Source organism: Niabella sp. ZPM-14, from assembly GCF_055693045.2.
The window spans coordinates 4,491,400-4,513,216 of record NZ_CM181148.1; the positions used below are offsets into that span (position 1 = coordinate 4,491,400).

A 21,817-nucleotide genomic window follows, 5' to 3' on the forward strand; every position below is an offset into this window, starting at 1 on the left:
GTTAACGAATGCACGAATTTCTTTTGATAATAATAAGCGAACAAGACGCTCTATATGATGCTGTCGGCTGTTAGTCACTAACCGTTTGTGTGTTCGAGCTTATCACCGCGTCTGACCCTGCCCGAATGGTACAGGCGGGCGTCCCGGTCTGACGCGTATTATAAAGATCGCCACGGATGCACGTTTTTTGATAATAATAAACGCTCAAAACGCTTTACATGACGCTGTCGGGCTATTAGTCACTAACCGTTTATCTGTTCGAGCTTGTCACCGCGCCTGACCCTGCCCGAATGGTACAGGCGGGCGTTCCGGTCTGACGCATATAATAAGCCCTTCGCACGATGTTTTCGGCTTGATCGTCGCCAATTATTTTTCAGGAGTATTGTTTGGGAAAGCCTTAGGTTCCCGTAGAGGCAGCCGTCACCTGCTGTCGTTGCTGCTGCTTTTCCATGATCTCCTGGAGGTGAGGTTGTATGTAATTATTCAGCGTGTCAACGGATAAATTCAGCGCTTTAGGATCGTCAGTCAGTTTAAACCAGGGCCGCGGTTCTCCGAAAGGATAAGCTCCGAAGACGATCACGGGCGTACCGTAGGCCAGTCGCTCGTAGTCATTTTTCAGGATCCATTGATCGGCCCACCCATACAGGAATTGCGCGTCAGCGCCCAGTAGCCGCATACAGCTGTGGGAAGCCGGATAGCCCGGCAGTGCATATTCATGAAAACCAACTCCCCATTTGTTATGCACATTAAAGTTCCATTTCAGGATCCACTCATCATCAACCGTGCTGATCGACTTGCGCGCTTTCCAGTTGGTAAAGAATAACCCAGTCGGTGTCTTTTTACTTTTTCTGCCCATGTTCGTAGGACCGGTCAGCACCAGTTTACCATTTTCATAAGCGGCAAATGCCTGGGTACCATAAGAAAACAAGATGATCTTATGAACATCTTTCAGCGTCTCCAGGTTGTCCGGAAACGGCATATACGCTTTCACAGGAAACGAAAAGTCATTAGGCACCAGGATACTGTCCAGTCGCTTTAGGTGGGTAGTGTCCACGCGGTTGATCGCGTTTAGGATATCCAGGTGATCGGCTCCGGCAAAAGAATCTTTAGCGGATTGCCATTCCTTCTTTTTCATCCAGGTATACGTGACGGATGGCTTAAGATTTTCTTCCTGCGGTGGGGCAATTTTTTCGACCACATCCTTTACCGTGCTGTCAATGGTAGCCGGTAAATTTTTATATTCTTTGTTCTTGCAGGAATAGGTAAAAAGGGAAAGCAGTACAAGGCTGTAACTTAAAAAAGGCTTCGACTTCATGGTGTTGCAAGATGCAGAAATATTCTGATATTCTTGTCATAATATAAAAAATTGTTATATTTGTTCTATCACATCGTTCGATTTGTTTGTCTGTTACCTCAGCTTTTGAATGTCCAAAGCTCCATTTGTCAATAAGGCTGTTAAAGGCACTTCTATCCAGCGGTATTCATCTCGGGGAATGCTGCATACGGCTCAAAACCCGCCAGGGGAGCCATCTGTAAAATTAGCGCACAAAAAGATACGCCAGCCGTTACCGCCTTTTATTGTTTAGTGCATTATCAACGTAATCATTTCTATGTTAGTACGAACGTGCGGCAGGACAGCCATTCGCAAGGTGCTTGAAACTTAATAACCCGTTAGCGATCCTGATTTATTAACGCCCCTAAAACTTATTTTGTGATTAAAAACATCATTTGGCTTGCTTTCTTATCAATGATAAATACCGGGCAGCTTATGAGCCAGGCTGTTACTCCCTTTACCTGTACGGATACGGTATCTTATGTCAGTCATGCTACGGTCAGCGACGGATTTACGGGTCTTTATAAAATGAACCTGATCACGCGAAGTAAGGAAACGATAAGGATTCCCGCGGATATCAGGTTTAACGGTATCGGCTACAACGTACGCGACAACTATATTTATGGTGCTTACGCGGGAACCATCTCCGGAGCGTCTGCATCGGCCAGCAACGATATCGTAAAGTTAGATGCAGAGGGCAATTATACGATCATTGACGTACCTGCGTTGCCCAGCGACACTTATGAGGCCGGCGACATAGATGCCGATGGCAATCTGTACCTGTATTCCTCCGACGCAAGTGACATTTACAAAATCGATTTAAGTACATTCACTGTTTCAGTGATCAGTTTATCTTCAACGGCAAACCTGAATGATATTTCAGTGAGCGATGATGGATCCAGGATATGGGGTGTTTCCGCAAACGATGGGAATATTGTGACCTACACCAATGGGACGTCGTCAGTCAGGTCCGGCTATCGTGTTGGAATCAATGCTATGAATTTTTTTGACAGCCGGCGCAACCTTTTTATGATAAGTGAACTTTCAGGCAATCTTTTTCTGGTAAATCCTTCCGGCGGTAGCATCGAGCGGATTTCCGATAACCCTGCATTTAGCTATTACCAGGGCGATGGCGCTCAGTGCAGGAATGCATCGGTATATAGTAACGAGCAGCCGGCTTTGGGCTGTGAGCCAGGTATCGGATATGTAATAGACGAGCACTCCAGTGATCTGTACCGGATCGACGCTTCGACCGGTGATTACACCCTCGTTAAAGATGATATATCACCCCGGGACGTCACGGATCCTAATGCAATGGGGTATAATCCGAAAGACGGATATTTATGGGCCTACAACAAAAAGACTAACCAGATGCTGCGTATTGGCGGCGACTATTCTATGCAGTATTTCCCGATAAGCGGGCTGGAGGAAGATACTGATTATGGATCTGGAGCGTTCGGCCCCGACGGTATCTATTACCTGTATAATGGAGCAGAGCCCACCGGCGTGATCCGACGCCTGGACCTTAATCCGGCTTCCGCCACCTATATGGAGTTTTTGCCGGATCTTGATCCGACGCCGGTCGGGTTTACCAGGTCTTCCTCTATTAATGATATTGCATTGAACGTTACAGATGGAAAATTTTATGCGGTAACAGAAAATGGCAGCATCATGCAAATAGATCCTGATAACGGCGAGATGCGTAGCCTGGGTACAATGACTGGTGACGGTGCCGGCACAGGAGTTGTAGCCATCACATTTACCGATTCCAAAGGCAATCTGTATTTACAACGCTCCGACGAGACGAATATGTGGCAAGTCGATTCGGTGCACACTGGTAACCTTCAAACTAAACTCTTCAAGTCAGGTCTAACCTCCTTTTCAACTGCCGACGGCGCCCGCTGTGCAACAACCGGCTTTGCGCCGCCGCTTACGGTACGGTTTGGTGCCATGAATGCGTTGATACAAAACGACAGATTGCTGGTGAATTGGGAAACGATAAGTGAAAAAAATAATGATCACTTTGAAATAGAAATATCTACCGATGGGAAAACGTTTAAAACCGTCAAGGTGATAGCCAGTAAAGCGAAAAATGGCAATTCGGATACGAGTATTCAATACGGACAAAGTATTTCATTAAGTGGCTTAGCCCTGATGGGCACTTCTCTGCTGTTTTGCATAGCAATGATAATGCACCGGCATAAAGGACTCGCCGTAATGATAGTAGCAATGGGCGTCTGCTCCACCTTGTACGGCTGTGTCAAAAAGAAAAAATTTTCTGTAGAAACGCAAAGAATATATGTCCGTATCAAACAGGTCGACAAAGATGGAACTGCCACGTATTCTAAAGTAACGACGGCTGAAGTAAAGTAAATCCCGGTTATATCTTAAATGACGCGCGGCGCGTCCCGGATGGGGGGGCTTTTAGGCATCAGCTTATGCCCGATTTCTTCAACAACTGTTTTAATAACGCCTAAGCAAATGATCGGTCAGACGGCTCCCAAGGAAAGGATGCCAGGCCGTCCTGTTAGTGGTGCAACCACTTTTTTCAGAATGATCTTTACTATTGCACAAATTTGATAAAACAGGTTATTTTTTAGACCGTATATTCGTAGTCTGACAGAGACCAAAAGAGAACGTGCCGCGGATGTTTACATTCGACATGGTTACCGCTCTGCAAAAAGTGGTCTTTCTCACCGGATAGCATTACATAAAAAAACTAAATAGTAACAGATGAAACGCTCATAATACACTTGTTCACAAACAAGGAATGTATATAAGCGTTACATTCGACTAAAAAAATCGCAGCGTAGCTGCAAACTAAAAAAGTATACGAATGAAACAAAAACTACGGGCAGGAATGATTGGTGGTGGAAAAGGCGCTTTCATCGGCGCTGTGCACCGCATTGCATTAAATATGGATGGGCTGATCGAGTTGTGTTGCGGCGCATTCAGCCAGAACCCGGATAAGTCAAAAGAATCAGGAAGAGAGCTGTTCTTACCGGAAGACAGGATCTACGGTAGCTACCAGGAAATGTTCAAAAAAGAAAGCGAGTTGCCTGAAGAAGAGAGAATGCAGCTGGTGGTGATCGTGACGCCCAACTTTGCCCATTTTGAACCGGCGATGATGGCCCTCGAATACGGCTTCAATGTGATGATCGATAAGCCCATGACGCTGACCCTGGAAGAAGCAAAATTGTTAAAAGCCAAAGTGGACGAAACAGGATTGCTCCTGGGACTTACCCATACCTATTCCGGTTACCCGATGGTAAAGCAGGCGCGTAAAATGGTGGCTGATGGTGCGTTCGGCGCGATCCGCAAAATATATGTAGAATATCCTCAGGGCTGGCTGAGCAAGTTGAGCGAGGGCGATGGCAACAAGCAGGCCGCCTGGCGTACTGATCCCGCTAAAAGCGGCAAGGCCGGTTGCATGGGCGATATCGGGACGCATGCAGCCCACCTGGCGGAATATATTTCCGGACAAAAGATCACAAAACTATGCGCCGATCTGAATATCGTAGTGCCCGGGCGTATGTTGGACGATGATGGCGCCATGCTGTTGAAATTTGATAAAGGCGCCAGTGGTGTACTGACAGCTTCACAGGTGGCTGCCGGTGAAGAAAATAATCTCAGGATCAAAATTTACGGTGAGAAAGGCGGGATCGAATGGAGCCAGCAGGAGCCCAATACATTAATGGTAAAATGGCTCGACGCTCCCGCACAGGTGTACAGAGCCGGTAATGGTTATTGCTCCGATGTAGCGCAGTTCAATACGCGCACACCCGGCGGTCACCCAGAAGGTTACCTCGAAGCATTTGCCAACCTGTACCGGAATTTCGCATTCACTTTATCAGCTAAACTAAACAATGAGCCGGTGGATCCTTTATGGGATTTCCCCAATGCAGCCGATGGGGTGCGTGGGATGGCTTTTATCGAAAACGTAGTCGCTTCCTCTCAAAGTGAGCAGAAGTGGTGGGATTTCGTGATATAATTGCATGCGGTCAACCCGTTACCAGCGACAGATCCGGCAACCTGGAACCGGCGATGGGAAACCTGCAGTAATGATCCTCTTTCCCGCCCTTTAGACTTTAATTAATTTATCATACTTTGCTTACTTTAAAAAAGAAATTATTTTATGAGTTTTGAAAACTTCAAGGTTCCTTACGAGATTGATAACAATTATGGGAAGAAGGTAGCCTATTTTTCGATGGAATTTGCTACGCATCAACCTTTGAAAATTTATAGCGGGGGATTGGGCTTTCTGTCAGGCTCCCATTTGCGCAGCGCCTATGAATTAGGGCAAAACCTGATCGGCATCGGGATCCTATGGAAGTACGGATATTACGACCAGGAACGCAACCAGGATCAGACGCTTGATGTGGCGTGGAATGAAAAAAATTATAGCTTTTTAGAAGATACCGGTATCAAATTTCAGATCGACGTACACGATCACCCCGTTTGGGTGAAAGCCTGGTACCTGAAGCCGGAAACCTTCAAGACAGCGCCTTTATTCCTGTTAAGCACCGATCTGCCCGAGAATGATTATGTGTCTCAAACCATCACTCACAAATTATACGATAGCAATGTGGCCGCCAAAGTCGCTCAGTTCATTTTACTGGGTGTTGGCGGGGCCAAGCTGGTGGACATCTTAAACTTCAACCCGGATGTGTATCACCTGAATGAAGCGCACGGCCTCTCAGCCGCGTTTTATCTGTATCGCAAATACAACAGGAATCTCGAAGAAGTAAGAAAAAGACTGGTATTTACGACCCACACACCTGAAGAAGCCGGAAATGAAAAGCATGATATCTTCCTGTGTCACAAGATGACCTATTTCTGCGGACTAAGCATCGACGAGGTAAAGCATCTTACGCAGGAGCATGGAGACATGTTCAACCATTCCCTCGTAGCGTTGCGTTTTGCAAGAATAGCCAATGGCGTGTCGCAGCTTCATGGAGAAGTGTCGCGGGCCATGTGGGGTAAATATCCCAATATCTGTTCCATCACTTCCATTACCAATGCGCAGAACTGGACCTACTGGGCCGATAAGCAGATGTATAAGTTCAAAGACGTGGGCGATGATTACGGATTTGATGACCGTAAGAAATGGCTCAAAAAGCGAGCCTTTGAAATCGTGGCAGATCAGACCGGTAAGCTGTTCAATCCCGATGTGTTCACGATTGTCTGGGCGCGCCGTTTCGCGGGTTATAAAAGAGCCGGTTTAATCGCTTCTGATGCCCATCGCTTTTTCGAGCTGATGAACAATGAAAAATATCCGGTGCAGATCGTTTGGGCTGGAAAGCCTTACCCGATGGACCATCCGGCCATCAGCGAATTCAATGAGCTCGTACACCTGAGTAAGAAATATAAAAACGTTTCCGTGCTGGTGGGGTATGAGCTGGGCTTGTCCAAACGCCTCAAGCAGGCTGCCGATCTTTGGCTCAACAACCCGCGCGTACCGCGTGAAGCTTCCGGTACCAGCGGCATGACCGCTGCCATGAATGGCGCTGTCAATTTCTCAACGGATGACGGCTGGATCCCCGAATTCATCAATCACGGCCATAACGGTTTCGTGATTCCGAAGGCCGACTATGGAAATATGTCCACCTATGATCAGGATCAATACGATCTCAACAAGTTGTATGAAATATTGACGCGCGAGATACTGCCGTTGTATTATGAAAATTACAACACGTGGAGACTGATCATGAAAAATGGAATGCAGGACGTGCGGTTCCAGTTCGACAGCAACCGCATGGCCCACGAATATTATGAAAAATTATACAACGCATAAAAAGGCGTTTGTATGTAATCAGATTTTTATATCTATATCACTGAAAACCCGGCAGCCTTCGACGGCGCGCCGGGTTTTTTTATGCGGTTGTCGTCGCGCGCTTACCCCTCCGGGGTTAATGAAAATCACTCATTTGCGTTGTTTGTACTATTCTGCATTATACGTACCTTTGGACGTCCTTACGTGATTAGTGTGAGCCCTGACATTTATTTAAAAGCTTATTGTAACAGATACAATGAGGATTGGCCCGTTATTTAATAATTCTAAACCATACTTTAACTTATGAGCGCTCTAAACGAAGCTATGTCGCGGAAAAATGATTCCGGTGTTCTGGCCTATTTTTTTGACGCTGTCCGAAAGTATCCTGAACAAGCAGCCCTTTACTATAAGAGTGAGTCCATGACCTACCGCGCGGTAGATGAAAAGACAACTCAATTGGCGCATCAGCTGGTAGCAGAAGGTGTTCAACACAACGATATTGTTGCAATATGTCTTGATAAAGGGTTCGATGTGATCCTTTCCATCATTGCCATTCTCAAAACCGGCGCGGCTTATATGCCGGTAGACCCGGGCTATCCACGGGATCGCGTCGCTTTCATGTTGGAAGACGCTCAACCGAAAGTCATTATTTCTTCCGATCGTTACAGGAATTTATTCAGTGATGATGTCACGATCATTACAGATATCCATGCCGCGACAACTGATCAGGCGGAAGCAATATCGCTCCCGCAAGCGCCCGGATCATTTACTTATGTGCTGTTCACTTCCGGATCGACAGGGCGCCCCAAAGGGGTATTGATGAGGCAAGCGGCATTGGTCAACCTGATCCGATGGCAATTGAAAGATTCTGCCATGGGCCCCGGTTCGCGCACGCTCAACTTTTCTCCCATCACGTTCGATGTATCTTTCCAGGAAATATTCACGACGCTGGCGATTGGCGGTACCCTGTATTTGATCGACGACGATTTAAGGCTGGATGCCGCATCTTTACTGAACTTTTTAGAGACGCACCAGATCAACCGGCTGTTCCTGCCATTCGTAGCACTGCAGATGTTATGTGATATTGCCGGCTCTGAGAATATGTTCCCCCAGAGCTTACAGGAAGTCATGACTGCGGGCGAACAGTTAAAAGTAACACCACAGGTGGTGACATTTTTCTCTGCCATTTCCGGGATAAAATTATTTAATCAATACGGTCCTACCGAAGCACATGTGGTAACCAGCCTGACGTTAGACGGTGACCCCCATGCCTGGCCCGAGCTACCCACGATTGGGGTTCCTATCGATCAGGTACCCATTTATATTATTGACGAGCAAGGAAAAGAAGTTGAAGCGGGAGCTCAGGGAGAGCTCTGTATCGGTGGCATTGCGCTTGCCGAAGGCTATATGAACCAGGATGCGCGGACCGCTGAAAAGTTTATAGAATGGAGCGGAAAAGGAAGTAAAGAACGCATTTACAAAACGGGCGACCTCGCCAGGGTTCTGCCCGACGGAAATATTGATTTCCTGGGCCGCATTGACGACCAGGTGAAGATCAGGGGTTACCGCGTAGAGCTCGGTGAGATCGAAACCACGCTGTTGCAGCACAGCGCAGTATCCAACGGTGTCGTGGTCGCACAAGGTGAGAATACCGGCGAGAAGCGGCTGGTAGCGTATGTGGTAGCCAAGGGCAGTGAACAGAATACCGACGCGGTTCGTAGCTTTTTGCAGGAAGCGCTTCCTGAATACATGATCCCTTCCGCTTTTGTATGGATCGATGAGATTCCAAAAACCGCCAGTGGGAAGGTCAACAAGAAAGCCTTATCCAGTGTGAAGTTCAGACGTCCCGCATTAGCAGTACTGTTTCAGAAGCCTAAAACGGACATAGAAAAAAACATCGCCGCTGTCTGGAGCGAATTGCTGCAGCTGGAAGAGGTGGGTGTAAACGATAATTTTTTTGAGCTGGGTGGCAACTCCGTGCTCGCACAGAAAACGATCATTGCCTTAAAGCAAAGATTTCAATACCTGGTGCCTATTACGAGGTTGTACCAGTTTCCGACCATCAGCGGACTCCAAAATACACTGGAGCCCGCAGCTTCCGTGAAGAGAAAGCCAGGTATCAAAAATAAAAAGACCGATACGTCAGGCGACATTGCGATCGTCGGCATGGCAGGGCGTTTCCCCGGCGCTGACACGATAGAGGCTTATTGGGACGTATTAAAAGAAGGCCGCGAAACGATCAGCTTTTTCTCAAAAGAAGAGATCGATTCAAGCGTACCCGAATCAGAACTGAATGATCCGCTGTATGTACGCGCGAGAGGCGTGTTGGAAGACGTGGCTTATTTCGATGCCGACCTTTTCGGCGTCAATCCGCGCTTAGCAGAATTGATGGATCCGCAGATGCGGGTGTTTTTAGAGGTGTCGCGCGAAGCGCTGGAAAAGACTGGCCGCTTGAACGACGACGAACACACCATCGGCGTGTTTGCCGGTAGCAACACCAATACATATTTCAACAATAATATCTTTCTTCACAAAGACAAGATCAATACACAGGGCTATTATCAAACCCTTTCAGTTTCAGAAAAGGATTACCTGGCCACGCGTGTCGCGTACCACCTGAACTTAAAAGGCCCGGCAGTAAATGTCAATTCAGCTTGTTCTACTTCATTGCTTGCCATTGCGCAGGCAGTAGAAAGCCTGAGAATGGGGCAGTGTGACCTGGCGCTCGCCGGTGGAGTAGCCGTCAGTGTACCCGTCAAAGCGGGCCATCTTTATGAAGAAGGAGCAATGTTCAGTAACGACGGCCATTGCCGTCCTTTCGATGCGGATGCGCAGGGAACGGTGTTCAGCGACGGGGCCGGTGTGATTTTATTAAAACGCTTAAGCGAAGCCGAAGCGGATAATGACCAGATCTATGGGGTGATCAAAGGGGTAGGGGTCAACAATGACGGTGCCGGAAAAGGCAGTTTTACAGCGCCCAGCACTAACGGCCAGGCGGAAGCCATCCTGATGGCCATACAGGATGCAGGCGTGGATCCTGCCGACATATCCTACGTCGAAACCCACGGAACAGCAACGCCGCTGGGAGATCCTATTGAAGTAGAAGGCCTGAAGCTGGCCTTTGGCGAACAACCGGTGCAGCAGTATTGCGCCATCGGTTCAGTGAAAAGTAATATGGGCCACCTGACGCACGCCGCGGGTGTGGCGGGCGTGATCAAGACGGCCTTATCCCTGCATCATCAAAAGCTGGTGCCTTCCATTAATTATAAAAAACCTAACCCGGCCATCGACTTTGTTAACAGTCCTTTTAAAGTGAATGACCAGTACCGGGATTGGCAAAGCGAAGGCAAACGAATTGCAGGTGTAAGCTCCTTTGGTATCGGTGGCACCAATGTTCACATCATCCTTGAAGAGTACGCGTCTCCGGTCGTTTCGGCTCAGAATTTCTCCTCACCGCAGGTCATCACCTGGTCTGCCAGGACTGAGGCCAGCAGCGGGGCTTTCGCGCGTAAACTGGCCGCCTTTGCCCGGAAAAATTCCGGACACGCGCTGTCTGATATTGCCTATAATCTACAAACCATGCGCCAGCCCATGGGCGTAAGAACTGCACTGGTGGCGACTGATATGGCAGATCTCGAACGCCAGCTATCAGATGAAGGTGTGGTGGCCGGCGCCACGCGCGTTCTAAAAGAAGCGCAACCTGGCGTAGTCTTCGTCTTCCCGGGCCAGGGCTCGCAGTTCATCAACATGGGAAAAGCTTTGTATGCAACGTCTTCCGTGTACAAGGCAGCTGTCGATGAGTGTGCGGCTCTATTGTTACAAGAGATGAACGAGGATATCCGGGATATCATCTTTACTGACCCGACAGACGAAGCCACCGAAAAACTAAAAAATACGTATTACACACAACCCGCCACCTTTGTCACTTCCTACGCATTAGCCCGGTACTACATAAGTGTAGGCATCAGGCCCGCAGCGCTGGTAGGACATAGCATTGGCGAATTTGTGTGCGCGCACTTGTCGGGTGTGCTCACACTAGCCGATACCGTAAAACTGGTGGCTGCCAGGGCCCGCCTGATCAGCGGATTGCCCGGAGGGACAATGTTATCCGTTCGTGCCTCCAGCGAACGCGTGCTTCCTTTACTTCCATCCACACTGTCCATCGCGGCCAACAATGCGCCCCATCTTTGTGTAGTGTCGGGAGCATCTTCAGACATTACATCTTTCGGGCAAATACTGGATCAGGAAGGGATTGTGAACAAATCGCTTCGCACCAGTCATGCCTTTCATTCGCAAATGATGGATGCCATCGTTGAACCGCTTCGCGAGGTGGTCGCAACATTTACATTAGGCGTTCCTCAGATCCCGATATTATCAACAGTAACCGCGGCGTGGTTGAAAGATAGTGAAGCTGGCGATCCCGGTTACTGGTCTCAACATGCTCGTGCCACCGTGAATTTCAGCGGCGCGATACAGGCGCTGATCACCGAATTGAACCCGGTCTTCCTGGAAGTGGGACCCGGCAACGCTACTACAATGCTGATCAAACAGCAGGGAGGGGCGGTGGTTTCCAGGGTGGTGCCTTCCATGGAAGTGGCTGCTGATGTAAGCGACGAGATCGCTGTGAAGCGCGCGCTCGGCCGGTTGTGGACGCTGGGCGTTGAGGTAGACTGGAAGGCGTTGCACGAAGGACAGCCACTTCGTCCTTTACATGATCTTCCCACGTATGCTTATGATAAAAAGAAATATTGGGTAGAGCCGCTCCAGGTGCAGGTTGCAACGGCTTCTGCCGCAAGCTACGAGGATACATCGATATCCATGAAAGCCACGCCCGCAGCGGATCTCAGCAAAAAAGACTGGGTAATGGAAAAGATCCTAAAGATCCTCGAAGATGCTTCAGGCAACGATATCAGCGAAAGCAATCCCCATTTCAGCTTTATCGAATTAGGATTCGATTCTTTATTGCTCACACAGGTAGCCAGCAGTTTTAAAAGAGAATTTAAAGTGCCGGTAACCTTCAGGCAGTTGAATGAAACGTACGATACACCGGATAAACTGGCCCGGCATATTGAATCCAACCTTCCGGATGAGCTGTATCAGCCAAAGACGCAGCAACCATCCGCTATACAACTACAGCCCGCTCTGGCAGCGGCTTCCGACGCAGGAAATAAAGCCCTGCTGGAGAGCATCCTGACACAGATCAACCTGCTTACGCAGCAAGTGGCCCGGCTTCAGCAATCGCAGCTGACCGCAAATGCTGCGCCGCTGAATGATACTCCAACTAACGGGCATCATCATCACCAGGAGACACCGGCCGTTGCAGCCGTAGCTACGACCACGACTTTGCCTGATGTAACAATATTTGATAATTCCAACCCGCCGGTGGCCGGCGCCAGACTGGGAAAAGACCAGAATGGCAACCCTGCCTGGTTCATTGCTGATGCCAATCAGCCCGGACGATACTTGCAAATACCCCTTTAGACTACGCTAATGATCAATTCGGAAATAAACCCACATATTCCTGTCGATTTCAATCCTTTTGAGGGAGACGTCATAGAAAAAGTAGTGCCCGCTACTGAATCTCAAAAGGAAGTCTTCGCGTCCTGCCTGCTCGGCGAACGCGATGCCAATCTTGCCTACAACCTGTCCATGTCGCTGCATTTTAAAGGCGACCTGAAAGCCAACGTATTGCAGGAATGTATTGAAGATCTGATCCAGCGGCATGAATCGCTCCGGTCTTCTTTCAGCGAAGACGGCGGCAGAATGATCATTTACGAACGGCAGCCGGTACAGTTTTTACACCGCGACCTGTCGATGCTGGATGCTTCCCAACGCGATGAAGAGGTCAACACTTTTCTCTGGGAGGACGCTGATACCGCATTCGATATTATTCACGGCCCATTGATCCGCTTTGCCCTGTTTCGCATGGCATCTGATCAGCATATGCTGGTAATTACGGTCCATCACCTGGTGTGTGACGGCTGGTCTTTAGGGATCCTGCTCGAAGACCTGAGCAAGTTGTATAATGCCAAAAGATTTGGAACTCCTTTGCCATCAAAAGCCGTTCCTTTCAGCCAATATGCCGTAGACAGCATCTTGTTTGAACATACACATGAGTACCAGCAAATAGTTGACTATTGGAAAAAAGAATACCTGGGCAATATCCCCGTTTTTGAAATTCCGCCCGACTATCCGAGGCCGCCTGTACGTACCTATAAAGGCCGCCGGGATGATTATATCCTGCCTTCCGCTATTGCTGATGCCGTAAAGAAGACAGGTGTACAATATGGAAGCAGCTTTGTCAACATTTTAATGGCAGCTTTTGAAGTGCTGCTGTATAAATACACCGGGCATGATGATATCGTGATCGGCTTGCCCACTTCAGGCCAGGCCGCTACGGAAAATTATAATCTGGTGGGACACTGTGTCAACCTGTTGCCACTGCGGAGTAATCCGGATCCGGGGGTTCCGTTTTCGGATTATCTACGTTCGCGGAAATCGAAAACCCTGCTCGATTATGAAAACCAGCGGTTCACTTTCGGTAGTTTCCTGAAAGAACTGAAGATGCAGCGCGACCTGTCAAGGATGCCGCTGGCGCCCGTGTCGCTCAACATCGATATGGGCATTGACCTGCAGGTACATTTTCAGGGCCTGGAGTATACGCTGGTGCACAACAAGAGAATGTCCGAGACCTACGAGCTGTTTTTAAATGTAGCCGATAGCGAAGAGGGATATGAATTCCAATGGTCCTACAATACCCAGCTCTACAAGCCTTCCACGATGAAGGGGTTGATGGATAAATATACTTATCTCTTAACCCAGATCGTTGCCAATCCTGAACAGAAGATCGCTGATCTGAAACTGCAGGATGAAGCTTCTTTGATCAGCTATTGGAAACAATGGAACGACCGGGACCACCTCAGCTTCGATGCCTCCACGTTGCTGGAGATGATCCTTCGAAGCTGCAAGGACCGCGCAGAGGAAACCGCCCTGTATTTTAAAGGACATTCCTATACCTATCGCCAGGTGGATGAGCAATCCAACCGCATGGCGCATTATCTTATCAAGGAAGGTGTTACCAATGGCACTGTGGTGGGAGTGGCCATGGAACGCAGTGTGGACCTGGTTATTTCCTTGTTGGGTATCATCAAAGCAGGAGGGGTGTTCGTGCCCCTCGATCCGCAGTATGCCCAGGAGCGTATCGAATACATGCTTGAAAATTCGGGAGCGGAAATACTGCTGACTTCCACTGCTTTCAAAGGACGCTTTCATTCCGGAGCCCGGGAAATGCTGGCAGACCGTATGATGGAAGAGCTGGATCAGTTCGAAGCAACGCTTCCGCAGGTGACCGTTACGCCAGAGTCGCTGGTGTATATTTTATACACCTCTGGATCAACGGGTAAACCTAAAGGCGTTATGATCGCCAATAAATCACTGGTCAATTATATCGGTTGGGCAGTACATTATTATCTGAAAGGCCGGCCGGGCGTATTCCCGCTGTATACATCGATCTCTTTTGACCTGACGATCACCTCCATTTTTTCTCCGCTGGTGTCCGGCAGTCTGCTCAAGATCTATGAAGAAGAGGAGCCGGTGGCCATGCTGGAAAAGATATTTACCGACGAACAGGTGAATGTGATCAAGCTGACGCCATCTCACCTGAAGCTCGTAAAAGATAGTGAACGCATCCGGCAGCAACTGCCCGGCCATTTCCTCACGCTGATCGTGGGCGGGGAAGAGCTGGAAACCTTGCTGGCAAAAGAAGTGCGTGAACTGTGTAGTGGCAATGTTGTGATCTGTAATGAATACGGACCTACCGAAGCAACAGTGGGTTGTATGATCTATGATTATACAACGGCCGACGATTTGTCCGCTGTCCCTATTGGTATACCGATTGCCAATGCCAACATTTATTTATTAGATGCCAATCTCAGCCCGGTACCCAAGGGCATTGTAGGTGAAATATATATAGGCGGGGATTGCGTTGCCGAAGGATATTATAAAAAGCCCGAACTGACCGCAGAGCGATTTCTGCCTGATCCGTTCGAGCCGGGACGCCGCATGTATAAAACCGGCGATAACGCTATCATGCTTGAAAATGATGTGATCTTGTTCAGAGGCCGGATTGATGACCAGGTGAAGCTGCGAGGTTTTCGCATAGAACTGGGCGAGATCGATTACCATTTGTCCAACCTTCCCAATGTGCGCAACAATATCACGGTAGTGAAAGAAGATGGATCCGGCAACGGTTACCTCGTTTCCTACGTAGTGCTGCAACAGGTGCCGCAGGAAACGGAATCTTTAAAGAGCGACTGGCGCGAAGCCTTAAGGCACAAAGTGCCGGATTATATGGTGCCCGGCGCCTTTGTGATCATCGACGAGCTGCCGCTCACGACCAATGGGAAGGTAGATAAAAAAAGACTTCCTGCTCCGGAGATCCAGGCCCATGGCTATGTAGCGCCTGAAACCTCCGAAGAGCTTTTGCTGGCCGATATCTGGCAACAGGCTTTTGGAAGAGAGCAGGTGGGGGTGTATGATAACTTCTTTGAAATGGGTGGCCATTCATTGCTGGCAGTGAGAGTGACCAAAATGCTGGAAGCCAAAACCGGCGTGCGCATCGGCGTTACGGCGATTTTCAGGTATCCCGTGCTTCGCGATCTGGCAGCAGAATGTACACGTTTAAAAGCCGATGCGAAGTTGCCGGCGGGCGCAGAGGCTTTGCTTTCGTCAGCGGAGGACCCGGCTACCGAAGCGCCGCTACGGTTTAAGAGTACCGAAGCGCAATTAGAGATCTGGCAAGAATGTTTCATCGGCGGAGACGCGGCCAATATCTCTTATAATGTCACGCACACTGAATATTTGAAGGGCGATCTGGATATCGATGTTTTAAAGAAGTCATTTTCAGTGTTGATGGACCGGCATGAGTTATTAAAAGCCACGTTTTCTAAAGACGGCGCCTTCATTGATATTCACCCTGAAGCTGCGCTGCCTTTCCAGGTTCATGATATCACGGATCGCGATGCGGCGCAACAGGATACTTTTGTGAAAGCCTTTTTAAAGGAAAAAGCTCAAACGCCGTTTCATCTGGATGAGCAACTGTTGTTCAGGGTAGACGTTGTCAGGTTACGCAGTGACCTGCATTTATTCAGCCTGGTCGTACATCACCTCATCTCTGACGGTGCGTCTTTTGATACGATCATCAAAGAAACCGGTCTTTTGTACAATGCCTATTTGCAGGGCGAAGAGCCGCTGTTGCCGACTGCCGTCCGATTTAGCAGCTACGCCAAAAAACAGGAGATGGTATATGCCAGCGAAGCATACAAAGCCGATCTGAATTATTGGGTCAATCAGTTTGCGAAAGATATCCCGGTATTAGACCTCCCGATCGATTATCCGCAACCCGCTACGCGGAAATATAAATGTAATGTGGATGAGTTCTCGATCAGCGAAGAAGCTACTGCGTTGATTGAAAAGTTTGCTTCCCGCTCGCGAAGCACTTTAACCATCTTCCTGCGTACGGTGTTCGATGTATTGCTTTATAAATACACGGGGCAGCAGGATTTCGTGGTGGGTCTTCCTGTAAGTGATCATGTCAGCGAAGCAGGAACCAGTATGGTGGGACATAGCGTCAATATGCTTCCTGTCAGAACCTTTGTGGATAGCCATCTTCCTTTTGATGCCTATCTGAAAAAAAGAAATGATGCGATGCTTTCTGATTATGAGCATCAGCGATTGACCTTTGGCTCTCTCATCAAAAACATCCAGGTAAAACGCAGCGCGATAAAAAATACGTTGATATCTGTCAGCTTCAGCAGTCAGATGGAAAAGTCAGGTAGCTCGTTGGAGTTGCGAAACCTGGACCACGAGAAAGTGTTGATCCCGGAAGTGCATAACAACCTCGAGCTATTTATCGATACCTATAAAAAAGACGGTCGCCTGCACTTCCAGGTGATCTACCGAACAGATCTGTTTAAAGCGTCGACCATCAGTGCCCTGATGCATCAATTCAATGAGCTGTCGGTGCAGATCGTCACTGATCCGGGCAAGGCCATTGCAACTTTTAAACTGGAAGAAGAGCAAGCCATATTAGACAAACTCGCCGCCTGGAGGGATCCGCGGATAGAGCTGCCTCGCGAGTCTGTTGTAGACATGTTCCGTCAGACTGTGAGCAGGTATCCTGATAAAATAGCGGTGACGTTTAATGAAGCGGATCTTACTTACCAGGAACTCGCGGCAAAGGTGAACCAGTTGACCAATACCTTGCTGAGTGCCGGCGTTACTAAGGGTGATATTGTGGGCGTTGCGCTGGACCGCGGTCCGCAGTGGCCCATTTCATTACTGGCGGTGTTGCAGTGTGGCGCCTTGTATGTTCCTATCGACGTATCCCTGCCTACTTCGCGTATTCGTTTTATGCTTGAAGATGCAGGTGTGAAATTATTGATCACAGCGCAATCGTATGACCAGAAGTTCAGTGAAATAAGTCAGAAGGTATTTTACGAAAAAGCAGCAGCAGCAGATGCGCTGCTGCTCGAACATACACATGTGGCGCATGAAGACAGCGCTTATATCTTATATACATCCGGATCTACTGGTTTGCCCAAGGGCGTGGAAGTGACGCATGGTAACCTCGTGAACCTTCTAACCTCGATGCAGTCATTGTTTGGCGCTGATCAGCACCTGAAGCTCTTATCTGTAACGACTATATCCTTCGACATTGTAGGCGTAGAAATGTACCTGCCGCTTATTAGCGGCGGACAGCTGATCCTGACTGACGAGACGCAATCTAAAGATGGCAGCGCACTGCTGGATATGATTGATGAATACCAGGTGAATTATTTCCAGGCCACGCCAGCGACCTACAAGCTCATGCTGGAGTCGGGCTGGGAAAAAGTGACGGATTGCAGGATGATCACCTGTGGCGAGCCGTTGACCAACGCACTGGCTGGAGAAGTGCTGCAGAAATGCACGGCCTTCTACAACATGTATGGTCCGACAGAGACCACCATTTACTCTACCGGCACGCGCGTTGAAACCAGCGAGGGACAGATCACGATCGGTAAGCCCATACAGAACACGGAAATATATATTGTAGATAAAGACGGCAATCTCCTGCCGGAAAATATTGTGGGTGAGATCTGCATCGCCGGTGCCGGAGTGGCCAAAGAATATCACAACCGGCCGGAGCTCAACCGGGAAAAATTTGTAGACGATCCGTTTAGCACAGTGCCGGGTAAAATGTTCAGGACCGGTGACCTCGGAAAATTTAATGCGGAAGGAGAGATCATTTGCCTGGGCCGGAAAGATCATCAGGTAAAGCTGCGTGGCTATCGCATCGAACTGGGTGAAATTGACTGGCAGATCAAACAGTTGGGTGGCATTAAGGATGTGATCACGATCGTGAGGGAAGATAAGCCCGGTGATCAGCGGCTGGTTGCTTACCTGGTCGCCGAAGGTCTTGCGGACAACCTGCCTGCCCCGCGTCAGTGGCGCGAACAGCTGAGAAAGGTACTGCCCGAATATATGGTGCCTTCTACCTTCATGGTGCTTGACCGGTTCCCGCTGAGCAGCAGCGGAAAGATCGACAAGAAGGAATTACCTAAGCCGGAACCGGGCAGGACCGGCGCGGCTGAAACGAAGGCAGATCGACCGCTGACCCCGTTTGAAAGCGGGATCAGAAAGATCTGGCAGGAAGAGCTAGGCGTTGAAGATCTGTCGCTGGATGATGACTTTTTTGATATGGGAGGCAACTCACTGATCGCGATCAAAGTGATGGAGCGCGTGAAAAATGAAACGGAGATCACGCTGCCTATTTCAGCATTATTTGAATATGCTACGCTCGGATCGATGATCACCTTATTGACCGACAAGCAAGTCAGGATCCGGACCAACGCGCTTGTACCCATCAAGACTACCGGCAGCCGAACGCCCATCTACCTGATCCATGGCGGTGCGTTGAATATCCTGTTATATAAAAATCTGGCGCCCTTCCTGGACCGCGAACAACCTTTGTATGGTATCCAGGCATTAGGACTGGACGGCGATACGACGCACTTATCCAGCATCGAAACGATCGCGACACGTTATCTTTCAGAAATACTCGCGCAGAATCCGGATGGCCCTTATATTATAATTGGTTATTCCTATGGCGGTATCGTGGCGCATGAAATGGTGAAACAGCTGATCAGCAAAGGTAAGGAAGTAAAAATGTTAGGTATCCTGGATACCAATGTTTCCGGAAGATACGTGCCTTCGTCCACATCGGCGCGACTCATGGATACATTGAAGCGACAGGTGAAGAAAGCCATGTTCATTGGCGGAAATTTGTTCAGATATCCTAAAGAGGTCATCGCCTACCAATGGATGTTTGTCAAAAGGAAGCTGCTCAAAACCTATAAGGAAGAAGAAAGCGAGCAGATCTACGACTATGACAGCAAAGTGATTGACGCATATGACAAAGCCTTTTTTGCTTATGACATGAAACCGCTGGATGTGAAAGTGCACCTGTTCAGGGTGCAGGAGCGGATCTACTTCCTCGATGATCCGGTTTACCTGGGTTGGAGACGATACGCGAAGCAGGTCATTGTCCACGATGTAACCGGGGATCATAAAACCTTCCTGTTGCCACCTCATAACAAGGCGTTGATCACGACCATTCAGAAAGTTATCAAAACGATCTAGATATCGATTGATATATTCAAGCATCATTAAAATTTAACTATAGTTCATGCTTCAATCGTTATAATATTCCACAATTAAAACCGGTCTTCCGTTTTTCTCGTATGTACGTTCTTGTCTGAAAGTGAACGGCAGGAAGTGCTAAAAGTGAAGGTAATTCCCCGCACAGCTTATACGTTGCGTAAAACGTATGATATGAGTCATTTAGGGCAGTTCGACCGGATATACTCTGGTTTAGCAAGCTCGTGTTTTTCGGACCGGCACTTTCGTTGGATATCATAATAATAGGGTAGAATTATTTTATAAATATTCTGCATATTTTACTATCTTGTTCTTAATTTTACAGCGTATTCTCTAAATCAAAGTAGCCCGTACTTCTAAACCTCAGGTATTCATGAAAAAAACAATTCTGATAGTAGATGATGAACCCACTATTTTAAAACTGCTGGAATTTGTTTTGGCTAAAGACTACAAGATCGTTTTAAAAAACAATGGTTATGAAGCCATTCAATGGTTGGAGGAGAGCAATAAGCCCGATCTTATCATACTGGATATTAATATGCCGTACTTCAATGGCCCCGAATTTTTAAAATCCATCAAGATCAGCGGTATATTTTCCAAAATACCGGTTATCGTGCTCACCGGGACTTCGGATACACAACAACTTGAATCACAATTACCGTTTCCTGTAAATGAAATTTTTCAAAAACCTTTTAATCCGACCAAGCTAAAAGATGCAGTCAAATACCTACTCTCCGAGCACACTAAACTCTCCGCCTCTGAAAACTAATGCCCTGAGCCAAACCGTTGGTATTGCCTATATCGGCAGCGCATTTTTCGAGGAAGTCGTTAGTGAAGGTCGCGGCTATTTCAATTACCGCATCGATCAATATGACAACCTGGTTGAGTTCAACAGCCATTTGTCGCAATCATCGATGGTGGATCTGCCGTATGCTTTGCTGATTGAAATGCAGACCAATGATGAATTTCACGTGTTTAACCAGGTAAAAGAGATCAGGGAAAACGCATTAACATCGGGGATCATCGTGATCCTCCTGTCTTCGTCCAACAAAGCCGAGCTTCACCAGCGTGCGCTGGAGGCAAAGGCCAACGATATTTATTTCAAACCATTCAATACCGCGCTGATATTTGAGAGGATCAATTTCCTGATCAAGTTCAAGCTTTTGAAACCACACGATCCGGGCCGCATGCCTGCCAAAAACCTCGAATATAAAATGCCGGTATCCAAGCGGCTGTTCGATATTCTCGTGTCTACATTTTTGATCCTGCTGCTGTCTCCTTTGTTCCTGCTGGTGGCCATACTGGTCAAACTGGAAAGCAAAGGACCTGTGGTATACAAAAGCAAACGTGCCGGAAGTGGTTATAAGATCTTCGATTTTTATAAGTTCCGCTCAATGGTAGTAGATGCTGATAAAAAGCTGGAAAACCTGAGCAAGACCAATAACCAATACGCTGCAGGGGAACAGCAGGGAACTCAAAAAGCATTTGTAAAGATCCTCAACGATCCGCGTATCACCAAGGTGGGTAATATCCTCCGTAAAACCAGTATTGATGAACTGCCACAGTTGTTCAACGTGCTGAAAGGAGACATGTCCATTGTAGGTAACAGGCCATTGCCATTGTATGAGGCAGAGCAATTGACTTCTGATCAGTTCGCCATGCGTTTCCTGGGACCGGCCGGTATCACCGGGTTGTGGCAGATCAGTAAAAGAGGTAAAGCCGAAATGTCGGAAGACGAGCGCAAGCAACTGGACAATACCTACGCAAAGGACGGATCGTTCTGGATGGACCTCAAGATCATTTTCAAAACGGTGCCTGCTATGTTGCAGAAAGAGAAGGTTTGATGTGAAATCTTTCGACTATCATAAACAATAAACATTCCGCATGAAACGCTCCGATCAGATTTTCGGAACTAGTGTTTCAACGAGTTGAAAAAACAAACGATATACGAACGGCCGACATCATTCGGATCAATTATAAGGTGCTGTTCGGCTATTAAAAGAAATAAACATTTA

The 21,817-nt window shown here is 48.1% G+C and carries 8 protein-coding genes; 7 read left to right on the top strand and 1 reads right to left on the bottom strand.

The annotated features are described in order from the left end of the window. Nucleotides 1–397: 397 nt before the first annotated feature. On the bottom strand, nucleotides 398–1,315 hold the full coding sequence (locus ACU37H_RS19095) for a L,D-transpeptidase (RefSeq protein WP_472706329.1): 918 nt from the start codon (nucleotides 1,313–1,315) through the stop codon (nucleotides 398–400). 453 nt (nucleotides 1,316–1,768) lie between these two features. On the opposite strand from ACU37H_RS19095, the gene ACU37H_RS19100 reads away from it, so the two are divergent. From ACU37H_RS19100 to ACU37H_RS19130, 7 genes are all read left to right on the top strand, one after another. Continuing rightward, nucleotides 1,769–3,706 carry a DUF6923 family protein gene (locus ACU37H_RS19100; protein ID WP_472706331.1) on the top strand — a complete coding sequence of 646 codons (1,938 nt, stop codon included), beginning with the start codon at nucleotides 1,769–1,771 and terminating at the stop codon, nucleotides 3,704–3,706. A 463-nt stretch (nucleotides 3,707–4,169) separates the two neighbouring features. Beyond that, the gene (locus tag ACU37H_RS19105; protein ID WP_472706333.1) at nucleotides 4,170–5,324 is read left to right on the top strand and encodes a Gfo/Idh/MocA family protein; all 1,155 of its coding nucleotides are present in this window, start codon (nucleotides 4,170–4,172) and stop codon (nucleotides 5,322–5,324) included. A 144-nt stretch (nucleotides 5,325–5,468) separates the two neighbouring features. Continuing rightward, nucleotides 5,469–7,127, top strand: a complete 1,659-nt coding sequence (gene glgP, locus ACU37H_RS19110) for an alpha-glucan family phosphorylase (RefSeq protein ID WP_472706335.1) — start codon at nucleotides 5,469–5,471, stop codon at nucleotides 7,125–7,127. A gap of 282 nt (nucleotides 7,128–7,409) precedes the next feature. Then, entirely contained in the window at nucleotides 7,410–12,587 is a 5,178-nt protein-coding gene (locus ACU37H_RS19115) for an amino acid adenylation domain-containing protein (RefSeq protein ID WP_472706336.1), read from the top strand. Between the two features lie 9 nt (nucleotides 12,588–12,596). Then, entirely contained in the window at nucleotides 12,597–19,784 is a 7,188-nt protein-coding gene (locus ACU37H_RS19120) for a non-ribosomal peptide synthetase (RefSeq protein ID WP_472706338.1), read from the top strand. 391 nt (nucleotides 19,785–20,175) lie between these two features. Then, on the top strand, nucleotides 20,176–20,571 hold the full coding sequence (locus ACU37H_RS19125; protein ID WP_472706340.1) for a response regulator: 396 nt from the start codon (nucleotides 20,176–20,178) through the stop codon (nucleotides 20,569–20,571). Continuing rightward, on the top strand, nucleotides 20,516–21,646 hold the full coding sequence (locus ACU37H_RS19130) for a sugar transferase (RefSeq protein WP_472706342.1): 1,131 nt from the start codon (nucleotides 20,516–20,518) through the stop codon (nucleotides 21,644–21,646). Before ACU37H_RS19125 ends, ACU37H_RS19130 begins: the two co-directional genes overlap by 56 nt. The last annotated feature ends 171 nt before the right edge of the window (nucleotides 21,647–21,817 follow it).